This window comes from Anaeromassilibacillus sp. Marseille-P3371, assembly GCF_900169665.1.
GTDB lineage: Bacteria > Bacillota > Clostridia > Oscillospirales > Acutalibacteraceae > Anaeromassilibacillus.
Map to the genome: position 1 here is coordinate 1 of NZ_LT835157.1, position 25156 is coordinate 25156.

Consider the following 25156-nt stretch of genomic DNA (forward strand, 5'->3'; position numbering starts at 1 on the left):
AACCGTTGACGGAAGCGCGCTTTTGCAGGAAACGCCGAAGGTTCGAAAGGCGCTGTGTACCCACAGGAGCATGGCCCAGCCATCCTTGGCGGACATCTTAGTAAATTGAGCGAAGGGAGCCCCTTTCACAAAGAGCAGAATCCCCGCTCCGGGAAACCGGAGCGGGGGTTTTGCGGCTTTGAGACTTTGTGTACTTGGGATGTAAGCGAAAGATAAAATGTATGGGAATTTCCAAAAGGAAGCAAAAGATTGCAGGCCGAAAAGCACTGTGGTCCGCCGTGCCAGAGCACAGGTGTTTACACCACACTTCCGGGCCAGAATGCGAAGCTGCATTGCGAGGTAGCCATTGGCTGAACGCCGGGCAATTTGTATAAGGTATAAACGTGTACATATTCGATCAAGCACCCGGCAGCTGATAGCAGAAAGCTTGCGTAGGAGACGCCGCAGGCGCGGAAGACGCTGTGCGTCCACCGGGTCAGAGCACAGGCGTTTACACCACCCTTCCGGGCCAGAATGCGAAGCTGCATTGCGAGGTAGCCATTGGCTGAACGCCGGGCAATTTGTGTAAGGTATAAACGTGTACATATTCGATCAAACACCCGGCAGCCGATAGCAGAAAGTTTGCGTAGGAGACGCCGCAGGCGCGAAAGACGCTGTGCGTCCACCGGGCCGGAGCACAGGCGTTTACACTACCCTGCCGGGCCAGAATGCAAAACTACATTGCACGGTAACCATTGGCTGAACGCCGGGCAATTTGTGTAAGGTATAAACGTGTACATATTCGATCAAGTACCCGGCAGCCGATAGCTGAAAGCTTGCGCAGGAGACGCCGCAGGCGCGGAAGACGCTGTGCGTCCACTAGGTGAGGGCGCGGCAGGTCTATACGACCTGCCGGGTCAGAATGCTACGAAGCACTGCACGATTACGATTGGCGGATTGCCTCCGTAGGAGGAAACAAGTGCTGGACGCCTAACCAGCAGATTACAGATCAAAAGAACGGGAACAAACTCTTCCCTGTAAACAAGAAGGGCTCAATCCTGGGAATTCCCGGGGTTGGGCCCTTGTCTGTATTTTACCTTTCTATTTTTTAATGGTATGGTGAAGCCGGGATTTCCCGCATTTGTCGAACGCCCTTCACTGCTTTTATAAGGCATCCCCGTGGGGCAAAAAACAAACTCCTTGCATCTTGCTTTCGTCGGTCTCGCCATGGGTGCGAAAAGGCACTGCGTGCCCGCCGTAGGCGCGTCCCGACTGGAGATCCGCGAAAGACGCTATATATCCACTGTAAACAGCGAAGCCCCAGCCTGAAAATTGATTTCCAGGCTGGGGCTTCGTGTATTTTTGTAGGTTCTATTCTCCTGCCTGCACCGGCAGAGAATGGAGCCAAACGGATCTTTCAAAGACTATCGGATCTCCTGTTCCAAATGATCAAATTCATCCGTGTCGAAAAATTGTGCAAGCGTGATACCTAAACCATCGCAAATCATTTTAATGGTCAATACCTTTGGATTTTGGCTTTTTCCATATAGGATATTCTTTACAGAGGATGGCGGCAATCCACAGATATTTGCCAATTTGTTTATAGAGATGTTTCGTTCCCCACAGAGCTGTAAAATACGGTTTCGCACAGCTACTACTGTATTCATATCCTATATCTCCTTCGTTTTTTAATAGGATATAAAAAACAGTTGCAATTTATAGGCTATGCATGCTACTATATAGTCTATATATAGACGATAGGGATGTTTATATTATGAAAGTAGCAGTGATTGACTCCAGAAATTTATACATCGATCATTTAGAAAAATATCTTCCGGAAGATGCCACAGAAATCGTTTCAGGTGGCGCAAAAGGAATTGATACATGTGCAAGGAAATACGCCATAGAACATCACACCAAATTGACGGAATTTTTGCCTGAATACGATAAGTACGGTAAGGGGGCTCCTTAAAACGAAACTTACAAATAATCGAGTATACAGATGTTGTAATCGCGTTTTGGGATGGACAATCAAAAGGTACAAAGTATGTGATGGAAAACTGTAAAAAAAGGAATATCCCGATACAGGTATACAAAATTTAAAATCTCCATTGCGCTTCATTCATTTTATGAAAAATAAAAGGCTTCCGCCCTTGAATCTCTCTGGACGGAAGCCTTTTGTTTACAGCAGCGCTTTGATCTCCGGGATGGATAACCCCTGCGCCTTCAGCCTTTGAATCTCCTTTAAACGGGAAACCGCCTTTTCCCGGGGAAACCGCCGGGTGAGGTTCTCCTCCGGCTGCTCAAAGGGCAGCATCCCCTCTTCTGTATAAAACTTTAATGTGCTATACCGGCAGCCGGTCAGGCGCGCCAACTCCCCGATACTCACATAGGTAGATGTTTGAATTTTTTCCATGGACCGCTGGCGCGACACGACGGTTCCCCCTTCTATACCTCTTGGACTTACAGCGGATATTTGCGCAGACGCATGCCCTGTACCGGTACTTTCATCTGAACGGCAGTCGGTACGGCTTCATACAGCACATTATCGATTCGAATCAACGGCACAGCCCCCTGGCGTAAAACCGTATAGTGATGGCCGTATTGGGCCAAGCGCGCTTCTACGTCCTGTAGGCGCTGTTCCTTGTTCTCAAACCAAGCTTCTGTTTCAATAAAGATCGATTGTGAACGCTCCAAAAAAGGAAATACAAAGTCCACACCCGTGCCTATCGGAGTGGAAAAGGCTTCCTTCTTCCCTCGTAAAAAGTTTTTAACCGCAATTTCCGGAGCCCGATGAATATCTATAGCCAAAATGGCCCGAGCCATAGCATTGGTCTGATACAGTTGTGTCATGCGCTGTGCCACACGTTTTAACTCCTCTTTGGAGAAAAAGTCATATAGGCAACTGCTCTCGCGAAGAAGCCAAAGCATCAGAATGGTTTCATCGGTCATCTCGCCGTCCTCCAAAATCTCAGCGCGCAATCCCTCTGTAATGCGGGTATAGGCCTCTTCATTGCTCCGGTATTCCCGCATCGTCACACTGGCTGTCACATAGTTCATATCACAGCCGAGGAGGTTTGGAATTTCCTCCAAGAGATCCATTCCTTTGAGGGGATCCGCAAAGGAGCTTTCTATTCTTTTTAATGTTCTATTGGAAAAATGTATAACTTGCTTCAATCGTTCCGGCAGCGCCGTTTGAAGGCCTTCTTTTCTTTTCAGTAGCTCCCGTAATACCTCCTGTTGATGCGGAACCGCGGCGAGGTTTTCCACATCTTCTTCGGAAATGGTGGAAAATGGGCCCTGTAAGTTNAGCACTGTGGTCCGCCGTGCCAGAGCACAGGTGTTTACACCACACTTCCGGGCCAGAATGCGAAGCTGCATTGCGAGGTAGCCATTGGCTGAACGCCGGGCAATTTGTATAAGGTATAAACGTGTACATATTCGATCAAGCACCCGGCAGCTGATAGCAGAAAGCTTGCGTAGGAGACGCCGCAGGCGCGGAAGACGCTGTGCGTCCACCGGGTCAGAGCACAGGCGTTTACACCACCCTTCCGGGCCAGAATGCGAAGCTGCATTGCGAGGTAGCCATTGGCTGAACGCCGGGCAATTTGTGTAAGGTATAAACGTGTACATATTCGATCAAACACCCGGCAGCCGATAGCAGAAAGTTTGCGTAGGAGACGCCGCAGGCGCGAAAGACGCTGTGCGTCCACCGGGCCGGAGCACAGGCGTTTACACTACCCTGCCGGGCCAGAATGCAAAACTACATTGCACGGTAACCATTGGCTGAACGCCGGGCAATTTGTGTAAGGTATAAACGTGTACATATTCGATCAAGTACCCGGCAGCCGATAGCTGAAAGCTTGCGCAGGAGACGCCGCAGGCGCGGAAGACGCTGTGCGTCCACTAGGTGAGGGCGCGGCAGGTCTATACGACCTGCCGGGTCAGAATGCTACGAAGCACTGCACGATTACGATTGGCGGATTGCCTCCGTAGGAGGAAACAAGTGCTGGACGCCTAACCAGCAGATTACAGATCAAAAGAACGGGAACAAACTCTTCCCTGTAAACAAGAAGGGCTCAATCCTGGGAATTCCCGGGGTTGGGCCCTTGTCTGTATTTTACCTTTCTATTTTTTAATGGTATGGTGAAGCCGGGATTTCCCGCATTTGTCGAACGCCCTTCACTGCTTTTATAAGGCATCCCCGTGGGGCAAAAAACAAACTCCTTGCATCTTGCTTTCGTCGGTCTCGCCATGGGTGCGAAAAGGCACTGCGTGCCCGCCGTAGGCGCGTCCCGACTGGAGATCCGCGAAAGACGCTATATATCCACTGTAAACAGCGAAGCCCCAGCCTGAAAATTGATTTCCAGGCTGGGGCTTCGTGTATTTTTGTAGGTTCTATTCTCCTGCCTGCACCGGCAGAGAATGGAGCCAAACGGATCTTTCAAAGACTATCGGATCTCCTGTTCCAAATGATCAAATTCATCCGTGTCGAAAAATTGTGCAAGCGTGATACCTAAACCATCGCAAATCATTTTAATGGTCAATACCTTTGGATTTTGGCTTTTTCCATATAGGATATTCTTTACAGAGGATGGCGGCAATCCACAGATATTTGCCAATTTGTTTATAGAGATGTTTCGTTCCCCACAGAGCTGTAAAATACGGTTTCGCACAGCTACTACTGTATTCATATCCTATATCTCCTTCGTTTTTTAATAGGATATAAAAAACAGTTGCAATTTATAGGCTATGCATGCTACTATATAGTCTATATATAGACGATAGGGATGTTTATATTATGAAAGTAGCAGTGATTGACTCCAGAAATTTATACATCGATCATTTAGAAAAATATCTTCCGGAAGATGCCACAGAAATCGTTTCAGGTGGCGCAAAAGGAATTGATACATGTGCAAGGAAATACGCCATAGAACATCACACCAAATTGACGGAATTTTTGCCTGAATACGATAAGTACGGTAAGGGGGCTCCTTAAAACGAAACTTACAAATAATCGAGTATACAGATGTTGTAATCGCGTTTTGGGATGGACAATCAAAAGGTACAAAGTATGTGATGGAAAACTGTAAAAAAAGGAATATCCCGATACAGGTATACAAAATTTAAAATCTCCATTGCGCTTCATTCATTTTATGAAAAATAAAAGGCTTCCGCCCTTGAATCTCTCTGGACGGAAGCCTTTTGTTTACAGCAGCGCTTTGATCTCCGGGATGGATAACCCCTGCGCCTTCAGCCTTTGAATCTCCTTTAAACGGGAAACCGCCTTTTCCCGGGGAAACCGCCGGGTGAGGTTCTCCTCCGGCTGCTCAAAGGGCAGCATCCCCTCTTCTGTATAAAACTTTAATGTGCTATACCGGCAGCCGGTCAGGCGCGCCAACTCCCCGATACTCACATAGGTAGATGTTTGAATTTTTTCCATGGACCGCTGGCGCGACACGACGGTTCCCCCTTCTATACCTCTTGGACTTACAGCGGATATTTGCGCAGACGCATGCCCTGTACCGGTACTTTCATCTGAACGGCAGTCGGTACGGCTTCATACAGCACATTATCGATTCGAATCAACGGCACAGCCCCCTGGCGTAAAACCGTATAGTGATGGCCGTATTGGGCCAAGCGCGCTTCTACGTCCTGTAGGCGCTGTTCCTTGTTCTCAAACCAAGCTTCTGTTTCAATAAAGATCGATTGTGAACGCTCCAAAAAAGGAAATACAAAGTCCACACCCGTGCCTATCGGAGTGGAAAAGGCTTCCTTCTTCCCTCGTAAAAAGTTTTTAACCGCAATTTCCGGAGCCCGATGAATATCTATAGCCAAAATGGCCCGAGCCATAGCATTGGTCTGATACAGTTGTGTCATGCGCTGTGCCACACGTTTTAACTCCTCTTTGGAGAAAAAGTCATATAGGCAACTGCTCTCGCGAAGAAGCCAAAGCATCAGAATGGTTTCATCGGTCATCTCGCCGTCCTCCAAAATCTCAGCGCGCAATCCCTCTGTAATGCGGGTATAGGCCTCTTCATTGCTCCGGTATTCCCGCATCGTCACACTGGCTGTCACATAGTTCATATCACAGCCGAGGAGGTTTGGAATTTCCTCCAAGAGATCCATTCCTTTGAGGGGATCCGCAAAGGAGCTTTCTATTCTTTTTAATGTTCTATTGGAAAAATGTATAACTTGCTTCAATCGTTCCGGCAGCGCCGTTTGAAGGCCTTCTTTTCTTTTCAGTAGCTCCCGTAATACCTCCTGTTGATGCGGAACCGCGGCGAGGTTTTCCACATCTTCTTCGGAAATGGTGGAAAATGGGCCCTGTAAGTTCCCCTGATCCAGTTCCCATTCCAAAATAGCCGCAGCCGCCATACACCGAACAGCAATTTTCTTCGCCGTTGTCATATGCAAGCTATCCTGTGCATTCAGTGCCAGCAAGGCGAAGCCTTGTGCAAAGGTCCATTCTCTCATCCTATATTCCTCCCCTTTATCAAGACAAGCAGCCCGTCACTTATTACTTACTACTTACGATTTAAGTATAACGTATTGCCCTTTCTTTGTCAACATAGAATTCCTAATTTTATATATTGGGTTTTATTGAGTGCATAGAAACCATTTGTTTGATTCTTCATCCCTATGGGCCATCTTGCTCCTGTTCAGCAAATGTGAAACAGATTTACGGATGGGGATTGTGTCAGGGACTTTGGAGAATTGCCACCCGGATGGTTTGGGCTGTCTGATTGTCACCATGTTGCTGAAACATACGGAACACCCTGGGATATATACTACGCTACAAGCAGCAATCCTTTCGGTTTCTGATATTGTATGAACCCCTTTCAGGTTTTAAGGGTCTTCGCTCTACTTGACCTTTTCCAGCCCAAGGACAGGTATCGTACTTCAAGGGGACCATCGTACGGCCACCGTATCGCTGCATTTTCAATGGCATGTATCGAAAAAAGTAAAAGTGGAGTACCGTTTCCTTAGATACAGAATGGTTCCCCGCGTTCCGCTGGTATCCGTACATGTTTTGATACAAGTAAACAGGCAAATGCCCATGGGCCAGAAAAATACATTCCACCCACGGGCATTTGAGATGTTCGATTTTTTTCACCGCAGTAAGGCAATAAGGGGACATCGGTCTTTTATTGACCGATCTTACAGCCCAGCTGATCCCAATTCCGAAGTTCCTGCTCTCCACAGGGGGTCAGATGGAACTTTTCGGATAGAAGGTTCAGCACGTTGGGCGAAATAAATGCCGGAAGCGTCGGACCGATATGGATGTTCTGAATTCCCAAATAGAGCAGGGACAACAAAATACATACCGCTTTCTGTTCATACCACGAGAGCACCAAAGTCAAAGGAAGATCGTTTACTCCACATCCAAAGGCTTCTGCCAGTGCGGTAGCAACCTTGATGGCTCCAAACGCATCGTTACACTGGCCCATATCCATCAACCGCGGTAAGCCGCCGATCTCCCCCAGGTCCAGATCGTTAAACCGGTACTTCCCACAGGCCAACGTCAAAATAACGGTATCTTTGGGTGTATTTTTGACAAACTCTGTATAGGCATTTCGGCCTGGACGCGCTCCATCACAGCCGCCAACCAAATAAAAGTGCCGGATAACGCCCGCCTTAACGGCCTCGACCACCCGATCTGCCACGGACAGGATCGTTCCATGGCCAAATCCGGTTGTGACTTGTGTCCCCCCATTGATTCCAGTCATCGGATGATCCTCGGAATATCCTCCCAATTCCAGGGCTTTTTCAATCACAGGGGTAAAATCGCGCTCTTCCCCGATGTGTACCATTTCCGGATAAGCCACCACTTCTGTAGTAAATATACGGTCAGCATAGTTCGCTTTAGGCGGCATCAGGCAGTTGGTCGTAAACAGAACCGGAGCCGGAATATCTTGAAATTCTTTCTGTTGGTTCTGCCAAGCGGTTCCAAAATTTCCTTTCAAGTGCGGGTAGGCTTTGAGTTTCGGATAGGCATGTGCGGGCAACATCTCGCCATGCGTATAAATGTTAATCCCTCGCCCCTTTGTCTGTTCCAGCAGTGCATGCAAATCAAACAAATCATGGCCGGATACAACGATAAATGGCCCCTTCTCTATGGTCAAAGGCACTGTGGTAGGCTGTGGCGTTCCGTAAGTCTCTGTATTTGCCCGGTCCAACAATTCCATGCATTTCAGATTGACGCGTCCCGTTTCCAGCACCAATGGCAGGAGGTATTCCATATCCGCATCCTCCCCGACGGCAAACAGCCCGCGATAGAAGAAGTTATTTACTTCCTCGTCCGTGTAACCGAGAACACGGGCATGGTAAGCGTAAGCGGCCATACCTCGAAGGCCAAAGAGCAGAATCGACTTGAGGGACCTGATGTCCACATTCGGCTCGTTCCAAAGTTGATCCATGTCGTAATCTGTATTGTGAGAACAAGGGGAAGCGCAACCGCTACATCCCGGAAGCAACGCCTCCTTTTCTGCATGGACGGCATCTATTTGGCGTTGCACAACTTGCGCGTCAAAGCAAACATTTGTAATCGTAGTAAATAGGCCTTCAAGCATTACCCGGTGGGTGGACTCTGTCACCTCATGGCCATCGGAAGCGCGCGCCAAGCCAATGAGTGCGCCAGTCAGCTGGTCCTGCAGCGCCGCTACCTGGGCGTCTTTTCCGCAGACCCCCTGTGCACCCGTACATCCAGAACAACCGGCTGTTTGTTCACATTGATAACAAAACATTTTTGGATTCATAGCAATCCCTCCATCATCTTCCGCTGTTTTCAATCGTATTTTTGTACTTAAACCCTTGCGCTTACAGGTATGCAGGGTTTACCTCGATAAAATGGAACCGTTGGTAGAGAGAACGACCACCTGCCAGGGAATCATCTTTCCGCTCTGCTGCAAGGCGCGCTTCACCGCCTGTTCAATCCCGCCACAGCAAGGTACCTCCATGCGGACGACCGTTACACTTTGAATATCGTTTTGCCGGAGAATCTCTGTCAGCTTTTCCGCATAATCCCCTTCGTCCAATTTTGGACAACCGATCAGAGTCACGCGGCCGCGCATAAACCTGCGGTGAAAGTCCCCGCAGGCATAGGCCGTACAGTCGGCAGCAATCAACAAACTCGCTCCGTCCAAGTACGGTGCATTCACCGGGATCAATTTTATCTGTACCGGCCATTGGATCAATTCACTTGGCAATTCCTCAATCGGTTCTTTTGTTGCCGGAGCTGCTCTTTGAATCCGTTTCGCCTGACTTCCCGGACAACCGCATGGAAGATTGGCCGCTTTTGCCATTTTTGCCGCTTCTACAGCAGCCTGGTTATAGGCGGGCGCTTCCCGTTCCTCAAAGGAAATTGCTCCTGTCGGGCAAGCCGGCAAACAATCTCCCAGACCATCGCAGTAATCCTCACGGAGTAGCTTGGCCTTTCCGTTCACCATTCCGATAGCACCTTCGTGGCATGCCTCTGCGCAAAGTCCGCAGCCATTGCATTGAACCTCATCGATTTTAATAATTTTTCGTTTCATCCCAAATTTCCTCCCAGCCAGTTCCAGTTTCAATCATTTTCCAGGAACCTTTGTCCGGTTTCACTTGCTTTTGTGCTCTTATCCTACTATACTGAAGAAAATATGTATGTTGGAAATCCAACAATCGGAGGAAAATATGAAAAAATATCAGGAACTCTTTCGTACGATCCCCTTGTTCCGAGGAATCGCCGATCAAGAGCGCGAGACCATGTTGGATTGTTTGCACGCACGAGAACAACGTTTTGCAGCGGATTCGGTTATCTTATTGGCAGGACAGCCTGCAGACCGCGTCGGCATCGTATTGGAAGGGCAGGCGCAGGTCATCCGCGAGGAGTTTTCTGGAAACCGAACCATTTTGACCGCACTTGGCCCCGGCGATCTATTTGCCGAAGCCTTTGCGTGCGCCTCGGGAGAACACAAAACGCTTCCAGTCACCGTTTTGGCGATTACTGAAAGCGTCGTCCTGTTGATGGATTATCGAAAGATTCTACACGCCTGTCCTTCGGGTTGTAGTTTTCATCAAAAACTGGTGGAAAACATGCTTGCCGTCGTTGCGGACAAAAATCTGATGCTAAACCGCCGCCTGGGTCATCTCTCCAAGCGCAGTACGCGCGAAAAACTGCTCTCCTACCTTTCGGAACAAGCGACCTTACACGATAGCGCAGATTTCTATATTCCATTTGACCGGCAGGAATTGGCGGACTATCTCTGCGTGGAGCGCAGTGCCATGTCCGCAGTGCTGTCAAAACTACGGGCTGAGGGCCTCTTAGAGGTAGAACGCAATCACTTCCATTTAAAATCCTCGTGGAAAGTGGTATGAAATGTTTAGCTTTCCATTCCATTTGACCGGCTGAAACGGGCGGACGATCTCTATATAGCGCACTGTGCTCTGTCGCAGTGCTGTCAAAACTACATGTTGGAAGGGATTTGGAAAGTAAAACACAATCATTTCCACTTAAAATCCTGATGGAAAGTGGTATGAAACGTTTAGCTTCCCATTCCATTTGACCGGCTGAAATAGGCGAACGATCTCTATGTAGCGCGCTGTGTTATGTCCGCAGTGCTGTCTAAACTACGTGCCGAGGGGATTTTAGAAGTGAAGTGCAATCATTTCCATTTAAAATTCTCCTGGAAATTGGTATGAAACGTTTAGCTTCCCATTCCATTTGACCAGCTGAAACGGGCGAACGATTTCTATGTAGTGCATTGTGCTATGTCCGCAGTGCTGTCAAAACTACAGGTTGGAAGGGCTTTTAGAAGTGGAACGCAATCATTTCCACTTAAAATCCTGATGGAAAGTGGTATGAAGCGTTCACCATCGAATGAAGAACAAAAATCCAGTATGGTTTGCCGTCCTACAAAAATAAGCGGAAGCCCTTTGAATAGACCCCCACCAGCTTTGCTAGTGGTTTTACAGAAGCGGGCAAAGCCCTATGATACTAGCCACACCTCAAGGCGTTGGTACGGTCTGCCACATGCGAAAGATGGTTACTTGCTACCCGTAAACGGGTCTAGGTAATCTTTGGGTAGCATCTGATCCGAAATCGAATCCTCTTTCAGTTGGTTGTGGATCTATTCCGCAATTCTTTTCGCATTCTTACTCGCTGTTATCAACGTAACACCCGCGGCGCAAAACTTCCGGTTAGCTTAATAGCGATAGGGATACCCTGATTCTTGCGGCGACTGTCCCTATAAAAAATATTCATTTGCTTATTTGTGGTATAGATATATCGAATAACTGCCACAAATAAATTGTAAATATCCCTATCACTGTTACACTTTGTCCTATTTGTATTTGGAATGAGCATGACAGTCAGCTGAAATTGCCTACAAAGATAAGTAAGCGCAGATTGTCCAGATAATTATTGCATATATTTGCCTATATACAGGCAAATACGGCGAACCGACATGCCTGTTGAAATAATCAGATTACCTTTCCTTGGAGAAAGCTCACAAACTGGATACACTCATCTTCGATGGTATTCCTGCCAGCATATGCAATGGTACCGTGTATACTTCTGTCTCTACAATTGTTACCCATTTCCCGTTGTATAACTCTCTCAGTAGTATTTCTATTTCTTACACAGTTTTCTTATACAATATTTTCCTCTAGTCCTTTAGGACAATGCTATACTGTTCTGAATTCCATATTTCACGATAAGGAAAGGTCATATGGAACAGGATTTTTCTTTTTGATAAATTTACGGAACAGATTTGTTTCGATTCCTATAGACAAAACAATATGGTACTTGCAGTTCCAATTCGTTTGTGCGAGACTATTCCGTTGTCAGTTGCCTTCATACCTTTTGTCCTCCCTTTGATATTTCTGTGCAGTTGGCAGACCGCATTCCTATTGTATCAAAAAAAGTCTTATTCCTATGCAACGCTAAAGCTTGTTTGAACTCCTCAGCACGGCCGGGGATTTTTGAGATACAACAAAAAAGAACTGGCTCTGCTATTTCAGAGCCAGTTCTTTTCATGCACTTGTACCTTTGCTGAGAAACTCAATCCACGTTCATGATCGCCATACAGGACAAAATCTCCATTTTCTTCTATATGCCCTCCATAGATCTTGAGCGTCTCCCCCAGTTTACTTTCACTGACATAACTGATATGAATGTGTTTCATGCTTTGTTGGCGCATCTCCGAAGGCAAGAAATCCATCAGAATATCTCCATAAACGGCGTTGTTTAGATGGCAGTTAAAATCCAAATCGGAATAGTAAATGGGTCGTTCTCCCAAAAGCGGAAGATTTTCCGGCAGTACCAGGCGTTCCACCCGGTCCTCGGAGTCCACCTTTCCACCCTTAAAAATATTGTACGCCAAAAATACCTTGGGGCGGAGGATCTTATGGGTCTCCGGATCTGCGGAAACCGACGTCTGCATAATGCGGACAATTTCCTCTCCATCGGCATAAAACACAAAATCTCGATAAAACTGTACCCCGGCTGTGCCGCATGGATGGGTTTTGATGGTCAAAACATCATTGTGGACCGGCATACGCTTGATTGATACACTGTAATTCGTAAACAAAAAAACGATCCCGTCCGCTTTTAAGCGCTCATATCCAATGCCAAGCGCGCCCAGGTGCTGTTCACTGGTCTCCTGCGCCATCCGTAACAGCACACTCAGTTTTATTTTTGCATTCGCCCCTACCTCATAGCTCGCCACTTGTACGGTACGGCTATATTCTTCGATGGTAACCATCCAACTCCTCCTTTTCCTGTTCTCTTGTAAAAGAATTGCAATCCCCCGGACACTTAAAACAGTGCCGGGGGATTGTATCCGTCCCTCTTCCCGATGTTCAAGAACGATTTCCTACCAAGTATCACATTTTACGGGAAGGCAACCGCTTGAATCGTTCGTACAAAGCCGTATGGGACAAAGACTTATCGAATCACGTCAATACCCATATACGGACGCAAGACTTCCGGCACGGTGATACTACCGTCCGCGTTCTGATACTGTTCGACGATGGCCGGCATCACGCGGCTGGTTGCTAATCCGGATGCATTCAGAGTATTGACAAAATGCAGTTTTCCATCCTCCCCGCGATACTTCATATTCCCGCGGCGCGCTTGATAATCGCGCGCATTGGATGCGGAACTGACCTCTTTATAGATTCCCATACTGGGGATCCAGACCTCAATGTCATAGGTGCGCGCCATGGAGAAGGAACAATCGCCTGCGGCAAGTTTGCTCAGGCGGTAATGAAGCCCCAATTCCTGTACAAGGCGCTCTGCCTTGCCAACCATTTCTTCAAATGCCGCATCGGAGCCTTCGGGCGTTGTATATTGAACCATTTCCACTTTATTAAACTGATGGCCGCGGATCATACCACGCTCTTCCGCGCGATAGGAACCCGCTTCGCGGCGATAACACGGAGTATAGGCGATATACTTGCGGGGTAGCTCGTCCAAAGTGAGGACTTCCTCCCGGTGCAGATTAACCAGCGCTGTCTCCGCAGTCGGCAACATAAATTTGCGGTCTGCGCTGGTAGGATTGGCGATCCAATAGTCCTCTTCCACAAACTTCGGGAACTGCCCGGCGACATAACCACATTCATAATTCAACATGTGCGGCGGCAGAACCAGCTCATAGCCGTCACCCAAATGCTCGTTGACAAAGAAATTGAGCAGCGCCCATTCCATACGGGCGCCCCAACCGCGATACAGCCAAGCGCCATTGCCTGCAATCTTGGCGCCGCGCTGGTAATCAATCATCCCATGCGCCTCACAGAGGTCCACGTGGTTCTTCATGGGGAAGTCAAAGACCGGTTTCTCTTTAAAATAATGGAGCGGGACATTTTGCTCCTTCCCGCCGGCAACAACATCTTCATCCGGCAGGTTCGGCAAGGAAAGCATGAGTTCTTTTTGCTTTTCTTCCAACTCGCCCAGCTCTGCATCGTATTCCTTGATCTCTGCGGATAGAACTTTCATCTGCGCCATCAATTCCGTGGTGTCCTGTCCGGCCTTTTTCATCGCCGGAATCTGCTTGGAAGCCGCATTCTGCTCTGCCTTTTTCGCCTCCACCTTTCCAGTAACCGCACGGCGCTCGACGTCGATCTTCAAGATTGCGTCAATCGAGTCATCCAAATTCATTTCTCTTTTATGAATGGCCGCTTTCACCTTATCCGGTTCTGTCCGGATCAATTTCAAATCCAACATGTTCGTTGCTCCTTTGTCTTCTATATGTGATTATATGGGATGTTTCATGTGAAACACTCAATTGCTTTCTGAATCGAATAACCGCATCAATCCCGCCAAGTCGTCCTCCCCATAGAATTCAATCTGGAGAGTCCCGCGTTTTTTGGTGCCACTGACGCGGACCTTCCGCCCTAAATGTTCATTGAGGGCCAGCTCCACCTCGTCAAAGTAGTGAATCCTCCCACTTTTGCGCGGGGGCTTTTTTTCTTCCTTGCCATTGGCCTTGTTTACAAGCTTTTCCAGCTCGCGCACCGATATACCTTGCTCAACCACCAGTTGCGCAGCCCGCCGCATATCGTCTACCTCTTGGAACCCGAGAAGCGTCCGCGCATGACCTGCCGAAAGCTTTCCCGCGGCGACCAGCTCTTGAAGGTCCTCTGGAAGATGCAAAAGGCGCAGGGCATTTGCAACAGCCGGCCGGGATTTTCCAACCGTTCGGGCGATTTCCTCCTGTGTCATGCCGTACTGATCGATCAGGGACTGATACCCTTGTGCCTCTTCCAGCGGCGTCAGGTCCTCCCTCTGTAAGTTTTCAATCAGAGCGAGTTCCATGACCTCATGGTCGCTCATATCGCGGATGACCACTGGCACCTCGGAGACTCCCGCCATGCGCGCTGCACGCCAGCGCCGTTCACCCGCGACAATCTGGTATCCTCCCCCCAGAAGAGGACGTACCAAAAGCGGCTGCAATACGCCATGCTGGACAATGGAATCCGCCAACTCAGCTAAGGCCTCATCCTTAAATTCTTTGCGCGGCTGGCTGCGGTTCGGCTCTATCTCACTGATCTTCAGCGTTACGGTAGCGTTTGCGTCTTCCATATCATTTTCGGCAAAGATGGCATCCAGTCCCTTTCCGAGTCCGCCTTTCTTTTTTCCCGCCATAATCTGCGTTTCACCCCCTGTTGCCTGTTATTTGTGCGCCGTTCAACGCGACGCCTTTCTCAACACCTCGTCCGCCAATGCATCGTATGCATACGCGCCCTTGCTGCTGTGATCGAAATAGCCGATCGGCCGTCCAAAACTGGGCGCCTCGGAGAGACGCACGGTGCGCGGGATGACCGTAGCAAATACCTTCCGCGGAAAATATTTTTTTACCTCTTCCACCACCTGCTGCGTCAGGTTCAAACGGCCGTCGTACATTGTCAGCAAAACGCCTTCAATGTCCAGCTGTTCGTTGTATTGGCGCTTGACGCGCCGGACGGAATTCATCAGCTGGGACAGCCCCTCCAACGCGTAATATTCGCACTGGATAGGCACTAGAAGGGTGTCCGCCACGCAGAGCGCATTGGTGGTGATAATCCCAAGGGACGGCGGACAATCGATCAGAATAAAATCGTATTCCACACGCAGAGGGACAATGGCATTTTTTAAAATAGCCTCGCGATGTTCCATCTCAATCAGTTCCAATTCGGCGCCGGCCAAGTCCATGCTGGAGGGCAGCAGATCGAGATTTGCAAACTCCGTATGGATGCGCGCATCCTTTGCCGGGGTTTCCCCAATCAATACCTCATACATGGTATTTTTCAGCTTCCGGCGGTCCACGCCGACCCCGCTGGACGAATTCCCCTGTGGGTCGATGTCCACCAACAGTGTCTTCTTCCCCTTCGCGCCGAGCGCCGACGAAAGGTTGACCGCTGTGGTGGTCTTTCCCACGCCGCCTTTCTGATTTGCAATGGCTATGATCTTTCCCATCGTCCGCCCCCGTTTCTCAAAAAATTGCCACTCTCTTTGCTTAGTCCGGGTACAATTCATCCCAAAAACAAAAGGATATGGCAATCTGTTTTCTTTCCATATCGTTTATTCTCATGAACGTTTCTATTATAGCACGGAAGAGCTGGAAGGAAAAGTAGTTCTGTTTGAAAAAAGCCTGTTTCACGTGAAACAGGCTTTTTAAATGGGGAACAGCCGGCAAACAGGATGGAAAGTGATATGAAACATTTCGCTTTGCATTCCATTTGACCGGCTGAAACGGGCAGACGATCTTTGTGTAGCGCACAGCGCTTTGTCCTCGGTACGGTCTAAACTACAGGCTGAGGGGCTTTTAGAAGTAGAATGCAATCATTCCCACTTAAAATCCTCATGAAAAATGGTATGAAACGTTTAAAGTCCAGTCCTCTACAAAGAAGCCCTTCCCGGTGGGTTTGAAGGCCACATCTGGGAAGGGCTCCTACAAATTGTGTGAAAAAGGGGCGCTCAATCGTAATATATCAGACGTTTGCATCGGGGGCAAAACTCTTGGCTGCCTTTGGCATGAAAGCGGTCCAGTATCTTTGTAGAGTGGCAGTAGGGACACCGGCACTTTCTACGATTGACCCACTGTCCAATTAAGATCACAAGCAGAGGGCCAAAATATATGCTCCACAAGGGAAACGCCCACCGGTAAAACAAATAGATCAGTAGAAAGGCTGCACCATAAAATAGTAAAGGAACGAATGTCCATACCGCTTTGATTGTCTTATGTAAATCTTCCATGGTGATCCCTTCTCAACTCGTTTTTGTGCATGGAACTGAATAAATTAGGGCCTATCCCGACTGGATGCAGGAAAAAGGCTTGTTTTTTGTATGGATAAATTTGACACTACAATATTTCTAAAAATATTTCAATAGGAATCGTATATGTAGCCGCTGATTCTGTTCAACTGAAAGAAAGGGAACACTTCCATAAAAAGAATTCCTTTCCTACCTCGCAGATGGCCTTGAAATAGACGTACCTTTCCCAGGATACAACGATGAATCTTTTATGGGTATATCCTGGCTCAAGTCCACAAAATGCGTTTCGCCAGTTGTATGATCGACATAATAGGCGACCGTCCATATTCCGAAGTCCCCCTTTGTCACAGGTTGAAATAGGAAAATGGACAAATGGTTTTCCTCGTTCGAGAGGGTAAATTCCAGCCCGTTGCGCAGTACCTTCTTTGCGAGCGGCTTCGGTCCTGCCTCTATGTTCAGATGGTTGATTAAAAAGTCTGAAACGACCTGTTCCGGAACGATTCTCCACGGCTGATGCCCGTTATTGACTTCGTTTTGCAGCCATTCGTAATATTCCATCTGCTCCGGCGGCAGGGAGACCATTTCTTTGTCCATCCGTATGGCGGGTATGAACAAGCACCCCAAAAGGATGCAAGCAATCCCAACAATGCATAAAAATAATCTCGTGTGGTTTCTCATTGATCTTTTCCTCTTCATGCGCAAAAAGAATTAAAGAATGTCCGAAAAAGTCACCTCCACCCATCCACTCTCATACGAACTATAACCCAAATCTTTTGCAACCTCTGTTCCTAAATCAATGCCTGCTGGGTTTAAAACGGTTCTTTCACGATCATCCTTACCATTGTTATCATTATCATAATAGGCTGCATAATCATCTTTTCCATGGGGCTATCCCCTATCATTCAATTATACTTTCTATTTAAATCTTATATTAAAAAATTTCAATCATATCTGTATATGTGGTCATTTATTTTGACTATGATGCAATATCCTTTTATCCATGCTCTTCATATAATATCTGCTCATCCAAAGCGCTTGTGTGTCATCCAATCGTATTTCATTTTTATGGATCGATTTTATATGCTCTACATTGACTATCTCAGATTGATTCATCTGCACAAAACGATAATTTTGTAAATCCTGCAAGTAGTGGGATAAAGTCCCATTGGCACGGACAATTTCTTTTGTTGTATGAATCAAAATATGCCTGTCATATACTTCCACAAATACGATCTCTTTTATAGGGATCGTTATACTTTCGCATCGATTGCGTGTAATATGCAGAATCCCTTGATCCATATACTCTTGTACAGCGCGTTCCATCTCTGCATTTAATAACGCAGGATCGATTGGATGTTGAAAAACTTGAAATGCCTTGAGCATAAAGGAAAACGAATAAAATTGGGGATCATCAAAAATAAGCATCAGAAATGTGCTTGGGAGTTGTGTTCGAACCTTTTGCAAACTTTGCAAAAAGTTTGAATCGTGAATCAATTGTATTCATAAAAAATCCACAGACAATTGTCGGTTATGTAGGATATAAAATATCCCCTCTAAAGTTGTTATAAACGTAAAATGAATTGTTTGACTATACTTTTTACTTAGCTTAATAGTGATAGGGATACCCTAACTTTTGGGACGGCTGTCCCTGTTAAAAATATTAATTAGTTTAATAGCGATAGGGATACCCTGACTTTTGCGGCAGCTGTCCCTATTAAAAATATTGATTGCAGAATTTTTATTTAATAATCCCTTATCATCTTGCTTACACAAGATTAAGCAATTCATTATTGCTCACTTTCAAATTATTCTACAACAATTATAATTCTATTTAAAATTATTAGCAATACTTTTTTCAATTTAGATGGATTGTATCGCTATGCCAGTAAATAATCGCCCATGTCCGGCCATCTATCTCAAAACAGCAATGGAAAAAGCCGCTGTAGCGCAACGCGCCGCAGCGGCTTTTCACAGGGAAAATATAAGGGAAATGGGAGTAGTCTTGTAATCTGTTTTAAGGGCGCAGAACCTCTGCGCAGGGCTTTGCAGCGCAAACGGCCCGATTGGCCGTCCGGCTGCCGCCAGGCTGTCATGCCGGCTTTCTATGGGCTATGTCTTTTCCATTTCAGACCGCCCAACAAAATCCTTTTCAATCTGTACTTCCCCAAAAGGGACGTGTCCCCTTTCTTATTTGGGACCCGTTTGGAAAATCACCCTGCAATACGCGGGGCGGTTTTGTCCTCTACTTTTTCTTCCACATCTACGGCAGGAACTGCCTGTTCTACCCCAACCGTTACAGACGGGCTCTCCGATGGCCGCGCTACTGCGTTTGCCACCGGTCCTGTCTTTGGGATGCGTACAATGCACTCGATGTATTCTTCCGTTTCATTCCGGATGGTCTTTGCCTGAATGCCCGAAAGCTGCATAGTTTTGATCGCATGGCTGATGGTGTTCATGAAGATACGAATATCTTTTACAATGATCCGCTTCTTATTCTTGGGCTTGTCCTCTTTTTCCGCGAGAAGCCGTTCGATGTATTGGTCGGTCTGCTGTACGTTCAAATGCTGTGCGAGGATGGCGTCAAGCACCTTTCCACGCAATTCAATGTCCTCCAGCCGCAGTAAAGCGCGCGCATGGCGTTCGGTCAACCCATTTTCGCTGATTTTTTTGCGTTCTTCTTGCGTTAAACGCAAAAGGCGCAGTTTATTCGCCAAAGTGGACTGGCTTTTTCCTAAGCGAAGCGCTGCTTCCTCCTGTGTAACGCCCCATTCTTCGATCAACCGCCGGATTCCCTCTGCTTCTTCAAAGATTTGCAGATCCTGCCTTTGTAAATTCTCCGTCATTGCGAGGACTGCACTCTGTTTATCGCTACATGAGTTTACAATACAGGCTGCACTGTCCAGCCCTGCCAAGCGGCAGGCGCGCCAACGCCGCTCTCCTGCAATCAATTCATAACCATTTCTAGTCCGGCGTACACTCAGAGGTTGTAACAGGCCATTTTGCCGGATACTCCGGCTTAATTCCAGGAGTTCCTTTTCTGGGAATGACCGGCGCGGCTGGGCGGGATTTGGATAAATGTCATCCAGCGGGATTTCAATCACCCGCCGTTTATCCTGCATGATGCCCATAAAAATACCTCCCATCTGGTTTCTTTCTGCACATTTATGAAAACCCGCGTATGGGGCTTGTCCTTCTGTGCTTTAAGAATACCATATGGGAGGGAAAGTTTTTGTTGGAATGTGTACGCGAAAAAGTGTTTTTCCTGTGGCTTTTCGCCTAATTCCGAAAGATTCTCTTTATAATCCCAGGGAAACGTCACTACACCATCGTTTTTTCAATCCGCGCCTTCCACAGAGAATCATTCCATACCAAGCAAATAAGGAACCATATTTTTATTTTGAAACTCCTTTGACAGAGCAACTCAAAAATTTTTTGGTACGAAACCTGGTCTTTCCTCAGCGATACACTCCTTAGAAAGGCGTCCTATTTAAATAGCCTATGTATCTTGCAAGGCTGTATTGATTCCTGAATATCCTCATCTTTCTCTCCTGACGTCCAAGAAGCAGGCAAATCATATCTAAAAGACAGGTAATGCAGTCATCGAAATAGAGCCTTCCAAGTATTCATTTAGAATTTTATAGTTCGTAAGATTATAGTTGATTCTCTTTACAGCTTTTCTATTTTACCTGCGTTTTGGCTATCTCTGTGCCAAAGAAGGGCCGTCTCAAGGTTGTATTCCTGGACATCCCCGTCTTTATCCCCGGACAGACAGGAAAACGGGCCAATACAAGCTTCCAAAAGACTGGCAATCCAACAATCAAAATAGAACCTTTCAAGTATCCGATGAAAATTTGCCATTCGTAAGAGATATGGCTCATTTTCTTTGCGGCTTTTCTATTTTACCAGCGCTTTGGCTATCTCTGTGCCAAAAAAAGCCGCCTCTGCGAGTTTTCCTTCATTTTGGTTTAGATCGTCCTCGGTCAAAACACCGCATGTATAATAATTCGCCATCGGTTTAATCCCCAAACGAACAAAAAAACGGTCAATCCGCGCCAAAATTTCTTTGCACTCGCGGGGGTCCTCCCGTGCGCTCAGGGCAAGGCTGATTCCCCTCTTCCCTGCCGGCAGGGCCGCATGCGGCTGATGAGCGGGGCTGTAGGGGGTACAACGGTCGATAAAAGCTTTAAGCTGCCCGGTGATTCCGCCCCAATAGTCTGGGGAGGCGATCGCAATGACGTCTGCTTCGCTCATCCTTTTTAAAATCTCTTGTACATCATCCCGTTGGACACATTCCGCCGTCTGATAACAACTCCTGCATCCCCGGCAAAATGCATACTGCTGTTCCCCCAAACATAGAATCTCTGTCCCAATTCCTCTTTGTAGAAAGGCTTCTGCCACCAGGCCGAGCAGCCGCGCGGTGTTGCCATCCTTCTTAGGACTTGCATTGATCAGTAACGCTCTCAAAAAAATCTCTCCCTCCATCCGTAGTCTCCTTTTTTTCTGCACAATCTAGCGTAAAAAGTAGTCGCCATCCCCCATATTCTGAGGGAATTTCCTTCCCTTCTTTAAACAGCCCAAGCAAATGGCCCATCTTCCCATTGACGCCCGTTTTCCGGCGTAAACGCGCGGCGTCTCCCTTTTTCTATCGATCTTTCTCCGACGTCCCATCCGCCCCCATGCCCTATGTAAAAACTTCTGGGCATAGACGGCATCGAACAATCCATACCATAAAAAAGGATTCCAAAAATAAAAATCCCAAGAATTCTCGATTCAAAGGTCCCTATATCTTTCAGATTTTCAGATTTGTTGTAAATGAGTTGTGAACCATCGATTGATAAGCCTATGGATACAACACGATTGGAAACCAGTCATTTTCAAAAATCCATTCATTATACATCCATTCCCTTAAAATGGTTTTAAGAAAAGTACAAATGAATTTTTATGCCAAACGATTCCATATCTTTGCTCCCAATACCATTTCAATACCGTTTTGTCGTCCGCTTTCTGTTCAAAACAGAATTCCCTCTTTCCGTACAGCCCATAAAAAATCACGCACACAATGCACCATACGTGGATATTAAGAACAATCAAACCAGGGCCTTCGATATACAAGCTTTGCAAAGCATGGAAAAGACTTTATTCCCCAGGGCGCACCTTCTCATATTCTTTCAATTTGCTGAGACTCATTTTTATTTTAGATTGGGAACAATCAAAACAGAATTCGGTGTACAAACCTCGCAAAGCATGGGAAAGACTTTATTCCCCAAGGCGCACCTTCTCATACTCTCTCAATTTGCTGAGACTTATTTTTGTTTTAAATTCAGCACAATCAAAACAGAATTCGGTGTACAAACCTCGCAAAGCATGGGAAAGGCTTTATTCCCCAGGGCGCACCTCCTCATATTCTTTCAATTTGCTGAGACTCATTTCTATTTTAGATTGGGAACAATCAAAACAGAATTCAGTGTACAAACTTTGCAAAGCATGGTAAAGGCTTTATTCCCCAAGGCGCACCTTCTCATATTCTTTCAATTTGCAGGGACTCATTTTGGTTTTAAATTCAGCACAATCAAAACAGAATTCGGTGTACAAGCCTCGCAAAGCATGGGAAAGGCTTTATTCCCCAGAGCACACCTTCTCATATGCTTTCAATTTGCTGAGACTCATTTTGGTTTTAGATTGGGAACAGTCAAAACAGAGCCTTCGGTGCATAGGGAACCTGCAAAGGGCGGGAAAGCCTTCATCATTCAGCGTATTCCTTTCGCATTCTCCCCATCCTCTGAGATTTATTTTCTTTTAAAGCGGACTCTTTGCAATTTTTGCCCCATGCCGCGGATAAATGGAAGGCAGCGGTTTGATGCGGCGTATGCGGACCAAACTGCGTGCATCTCCGCCGGGAAGTGTAAAGTGTTCCACCCCTTCCAATTCACACCCCAAAAGGTAAACCGCCTTCTTTGCAGTTGCGATCTCTTCCTCCGGTTCCGGCCCTTTCATCGCCAAAAAAGTTCCGCCCATCTGTAAAAAGGGAAGGCAATACTCGCACAACAAATTGAGCGGCGCCACCGCACGGGCGGTTACAAACGAAAACTGCGCACGCAGATTTGGCATCCTTCCACCCTCTTCCGCACGCGCATGAACCACCGCCGCCTCGAGGCCAAGCTGTCCCAACACTTCCTTTAGGAATCGAAGCCGCTTGTTTAAACTATCCAGAAGAGTCAAATGCAACTGCGGACGCATGATTTTGAGCGGTACGCCGGGAAACCCTGCTCCAGTGCCAACATCGATGAGGGTGTCCCCTCCCTCCATATAAGGCAGTAACAAAATGCTGTCTAAAAAATGCTTGACTGCCACAGCTTTTGGCTCGGTAATCGCTGTCAAATTCATTTTTTCGTTCCACTCCAACAGCAATTCCATATAGGTCTGAAATTGTTTCAATTGCCCGGCTGAAAGCTCCACACCGTAAGGCGTAGCACTTTCCTGCAAATAATTCCGGATATCCTCACTCATGCTCTTCCCTCCTTTGCCAACCAAATCAGCAGAACGGAGATATCCGCGGGGCTGACGCCACTGATGCGCGAAGCCTGGCCAATGTTTGCTGGTTTCACCTTTTGCAGCTTTTCCTGGGCTTCTGTGCGCAGGCCAATCACCGCCGTATAATCCACACCGCGGGGTAATTTTTTGCCCTCAAGCCGGCGCATTTCTGCAATATCCGCCTTTTGGCGCTCGATATACCCTTCATATTTGATCTCGATCTCTACATTTTCAAATACGGCCGCAGGCAACACTGGACGGGTGATATCCACTGCCGTCAACGCCTCATAACTGAGCTCTGGACGGCGAAGCAGATCCGCTAACTTTACACCGGTGGAAACCGGCGTTGTTCCACGTGAAACAAGAATATCGTTGAGTACATCCGAGGGCGGCAAAACCGTTCGGCGCACACGGGCCATCTCGCGTTTTTTCTGCTCTTCCTTTTCACAAAAACGGCTCCAACGGCTGTCCCCAATCAACCCCAGTTCACGTCCGGTCGGAGTTAACCGCTCATCCGCATTATCTTGGCGCAAAACCAGGCGGTATTCTGAACGGGAGGTCATCATCCGGTAGGGATCTGTGACCCCCTTGGTAATCAGGTCGTCAATCAATGTTCCGATATAGGAGCCTGCACGGTCAAGAATCAAAGGCTCTTTCCCCTGAATTTTCAAAGCTGCATTGATGCCTGCAACCAACCCTTGCGCCGCGGCCTCCTCATACCCTGAACTGCCATTAAACTGCCCTGCGCCATACAATCCGGGAAAATCCATGAATTCCAGCGTGGCTTCCATCTGTAAGGGGTCCACACAGTCGTACTCAATCGCATACGCACAGCGCATGATCTCCACGTGCTCCAATCCCTTAATGGACCGATAAAAGGCAAGTTGTACATCCTCTGGCAGAGAAGAGCTCATCCCCTGCAAATACATCTCCTCGGTATCCTTTCCACAGGGTTCAATGAAGAGTTGATGGCGCTTCTTATCCGCAAAACGCACGATTTTATCCTCGATACTTGGACAATAACGAGGCCCCACCCCCTCGATCTTTCCACCATAGAGCGGAGAACGGTGAATATTTTCCAGGATAATCCGTTTGGTCTCCTCGTTGGTCCAGGAAACATGACAGACCGCCTGATTTTTCCCCGGATGTAACGTATCATAAGAGAATGGTACAACCGGCTCATCGCCTTCCTGCACTTCCAAATCAGTAAAATCAATGCTGGAACGCAGGACACGCGCAGGGGTCCCGGTTTTAAACCTGCGTAAGCGCAACCCCAATTTCTTCAAGGAATCCCCCAAAAAAGCCGCCGGAAACATACCATCCGGCCCGCTTTCATAGGCCACATCGCCTACAAAGATTTTGCCGCCTAAAAAAGTCCCCGTTGCGATCACCACTGCTTTGACCGCATATTGTGCACCCATACGGGTCGTCAACTTCCAACCGTCTTGATCTGGATAGAGATCGACGATCTCGGCTTGCTTCAACTGCAAGTGTTCCTGTAATTCCAGCTTGTGTTTCATCACCTTGCTATATTCTCGTCGATCAATCTGTGCTCGCAGGGAGTGGACCGCAGGCCCTTTCCCTTTGTTGAGCATACGGCTCTGCAAAAAGGTTGCGTCTGCTGTGCGCCCCATCTCTCCGCCGAGCGCGTCGATCTCCCGCACCAAATGCCCCTTCGCTGTACCGCCAATGGACGGGTTGCACGGGCAGTTTCCAACCGCATCCATATTGATGGTGAACACCACTGTTTCGCAACCCAGCCGTGCAGACGCCAAAGCCGCTTCAATTCCTGCATGTCCTGCTCCAATGACCGCCACTTCATATGTTCCCGCTTGATAGGTCAAATTGGGTTCCCCCTCTCTATTTTCCATTCCTTAACCGCTCAGATTTAAAAAAAGATTCTCTTTTTCTCTG

Annotated in this window: 21 protein-coding genes; 3 read left to right on the top strand and 18 right to left on the bottom strand. The window is 47.5% G+C overall.

What is annotated here, in order from left to right; all coding sequences use genetic code 11:
• Window positions 1-1403: 1403 nt before the first annotated feature.
• Window positions 1404-1646 (bottom strand): helix-turn-helix domain-containing protein, encoded by a 243-nt coding sequence (locus B9Y59_RS00065; protein WP_085530979.1) that lies wholly within the window; start codon window positions 1644-1646, stop codon window positions 1404-1406.
• Between the two features lie 107 nt (window positions 1647-1753).
• Between B9Y59_RS00065 and B9Y59_RS16080 the strand changes: the two genes are divergently transcribed.
• Window positions 1754-1951 (top strand): DNA-processing protein DprA, encoded by a 198-nt coding sequence (locus B9Y59_RS16080; protein ID WP_054324675.1) that lies wholly within the window; start codon window positions 1754-1756, stop codon window positions 1949-1951.
• A gap of 210 nt (window positions 1952-2161) precedes the next feature.
• Here the strand turns inward: B9Y59_RS16080 and B9Y59_RS00075 are convergent, their stop codons facing one another.
• From B9Y59_RS00075 to B9Y59_RS00085, 3 genes are all read right to left on the bottom strand, one after another.
• Entirely contained in the window at window positions 2162-2413 is a 252-nt protein-coding gene (locus B9Y59_RS00075) for a helix-turn-helix domain-containing protein (RefSeq protein WP_054324674.1), read from the bottom strand.
• A gap of 29 nt (window positions 2414-2442) precedes the next feature.
• Window positions 2443-3072 carry a hypothetical protein gene (locus B9Y59_RS00080; protein WP_143255169.1) on the bottom strand — a complete coding sequence of 210 codons (630 nt, stop codon included), beginning with the start codon at window positions 3070-3072 and terminating at the stop codon, window positions 2443-2445.
• Between the two features lie 1358 nt (window positions 3073-4430).
• Window positions 4431-4673: a helix-turn-helix domain-containing protein gene (locus B9Y59_RS00085; RefSeq protein ID WP_085530979.1), complete on the bottom strand. Its 243-nt coding sequence runs from the start codon at window positions 4671-4673 to the stop codon at window positions 4431-4433.
• 107 nt (window positions 4674-4780) lie between these two features.
• On the opposite strand from B9Y59_RS00085, the gene B9Y59_RS16085 reads away from it, so the two are divergent.
• A complete protein-coding gene (locus tag B9Y59_RS16085) occupies window positions 4781-4978 on the top strand; it encodes a DNA-processing protein DprA (RefSeq protein WP_054324675.1) in 198 nt (65 codons plus the stop codon).
• A 210-nt stretch (window positions 4979-5188) separates the two neighbouring features.
• Here B9Y59_RS16085 and B9Y59_RS00095 read toward each other — a convergent pair whose 3' ends face one another.
• The 4 genes from B9Y59_RS00095 to B9Y59_RS00110 all read right to left on the bottom strand — a co-directional run bounded on the left by B9Y59_RS00095 (window position 5189) and on the right by B9Y59_RS00110 (window position 9515).
• Window positions 5189-5440, bottom strand: coding sequence for a helix-turn-helix domain-containing protein (locus B9Y59_RS00095; RefSeq protein WP_054324674.1), 252 nt, complete (start codon window positions 5438-5440; stop codon window positions 5189-5191).
• 29 nt (window positions 5441-5469) lie between these two features.
• On the bottom strand, window positions 5470-6456 hold the full coding sequence (locus B9Y59_RS00100; protein ID WP_085530983.1) for a hypothetical protein: 987 nt from the start codon (window positions 6454-6456) through the stop codon (window positions 5470-5472).
• Between the two features lie 671 nt (window positions 6457-7127).
• Window positions 7128-8738 carry a hydroxylamine reductase gene (gene hcp / locus B9Y59_RS00105; protein ID WP_198945573.1) on the bottom strand — a complete coding sequence of 537 codons (1611 nt, stop codon included), beginning with the start codon at window positions 8736-8738 and terminating at the stop codon, window positions 7128-7130.
• A gap of 78 nt (window positions 8739-8816) precedes the next feature.
• Window positions 8817-9515 (bottom strand): ATP-binding protein, encoded by a 699-nt coding sequence (locus B9Y59_RS00110; protein ID WP_085530985.1) that lies wholly within the window; start codon window positions 9513-9515, stop codon window positions 8817-8819.
• Between the two features lie 136 nt (window positions 9516-9651).
• On the opposite strand from B9Y59_RS00110, the gene B9Y59_RS00115 reads away from it, so the two are divergent.
• Entirely contained in the window at window positions 9652-10335 is a 684-nt protein-coding gene (locus B9Y59_RS00115; protein ID WP_085534425.1) for a Crp/Fnr family transcriptional regulator, read from the top strand.
• Window positions 10336-11975: 1640 nt separating this feature from the next.
• On the opposite strand, the gene B9Y59_RS00120 is transcribed toward B9Y59_RS00115, so the two are convergent.
• The 10 genes from B9Y59_RS00120 to mnmG all read right to left on the bottom strand — a co-directional run bounded on the left by B9Y59_RS00120 (window position 11976) and on the right by mnmG (window position 25113).
• Window positions 11976-12722 (bottom strand): acyl-[acyl-carrier-protein] thioesterase, encoded by a 747-nt coding sequence (locus B9Y59_RS00120; RefSeq protein WP_085530987.1) that lies wholly within the window; start codon window positions 12720-12722, stop codon window positions 11976-11978.
• Between the two features lie 182 nt (window positions 12723-12904).
• Complete coding sequence (gene serS, locus B9Y59_RS00125; protein ID WP_085530989.1) at window positions 12905-14182, bottom strand: serine--tRNA ligase; 1278 nt, start codon at window positions 14180-14182, stop codon at window positions 12905-12907.
• A 57-nt stretch (window positions 14183-14239) separates the two neighbouring features.
• Window positions 14240-15103, bottom strand: a complete 864-nt coding sequence (locus B9Y59_RS00130; protein WP_085530991.1) for a ParB/RepB/Spo0J family partition protein — start codon at window positions 15101-15103, stop codon at window positions 14240-14242.
• A 42-nt stretch (window positions 15104-15145) separates the two neighbouring features.
• Entirely contained in the window at window positions 15146-15913 is a 768-nt protein-coding gene (locus B9Y59_RS00135) for a ParA family protein (protein WP_085530993.1), read from the bottom strand.
• Between the two features lie 987 nt (window positions 15914-16900).
• Complete coding sequence (locus B9Y59_RS00145) at window positions 16901-17389, bottom strand: hypothetical protein (RefSeq protein ID WP_085530997.1); 489 nt, start codon at window positions 17387-17389, stop codon at window positions 16901-16903.
• Between the two features lie 285 nt (window positions 17390-17674).
• A complete protein-coding gene (locus B9Y59_RS00150; RefSeq protein ID WP_085531000.1) occupies window positions 17675-18136 on the bottom strand; it encodes a LytR/AlgR family response regulator transcription factor in 462 nt (153 codons plus the stop codon).
• Between the two features lie 785 nt (window positions 18137-18921).
• Entirely contained in the window at window positions 18922-19839 is a 918-nt protein-coding gene (locus tag B9Y59_RS00155; protein ID WP_085531002.1) for a ParB/RepB/Spo0J family partition protein, read from the bottom strand.
• Between the two features lie 766 nt (window positions 19840-20605).
• The gene (locus B9Y59_RS00160) at window positions 20606-21175 is read right to left on the bottom strand and encodes a flavodoxin family protein (RefSeq protein WP_158088886.1); all 570 of its coding nucleotides are present in this window, start codon (window positions 21173-21175) and stop codon (window positions 20606-20608) included.
• Between the two features lie 1332 nt (window positions 21176-22507).
• Complete coding sequence (rsmG, locus tag B9Y59_RS00170) at window positions 22508-23218, bottom strand: 16S rRNA (guanine(527)-N(7))-methyltransferase RsmG (protein ID WP_085531006.1); 711 nt, start codon at window positions 23216-23218, stop codon at window positions 22508-22510.
• Window positions 23215-25113, bottom strand: a complete 1899-nt coding sequence (mnmG, locus tag B9Y59_RS00175; RefSeq protein ID WP_085531008.1) for a tRNA uridine-5-carboxymethylaminomethyl(34) synthesis enzyme MnmG — start codon at window positions 25111-25113, stop codon at window positions 23215-23217. The genes rsmG and mnmG overlap by 4 nt, the downstream gene beginning before the upstream one ends.
• Between the last annotated feature and the right edge of the window lie 43 nt (window positions 25114-25156).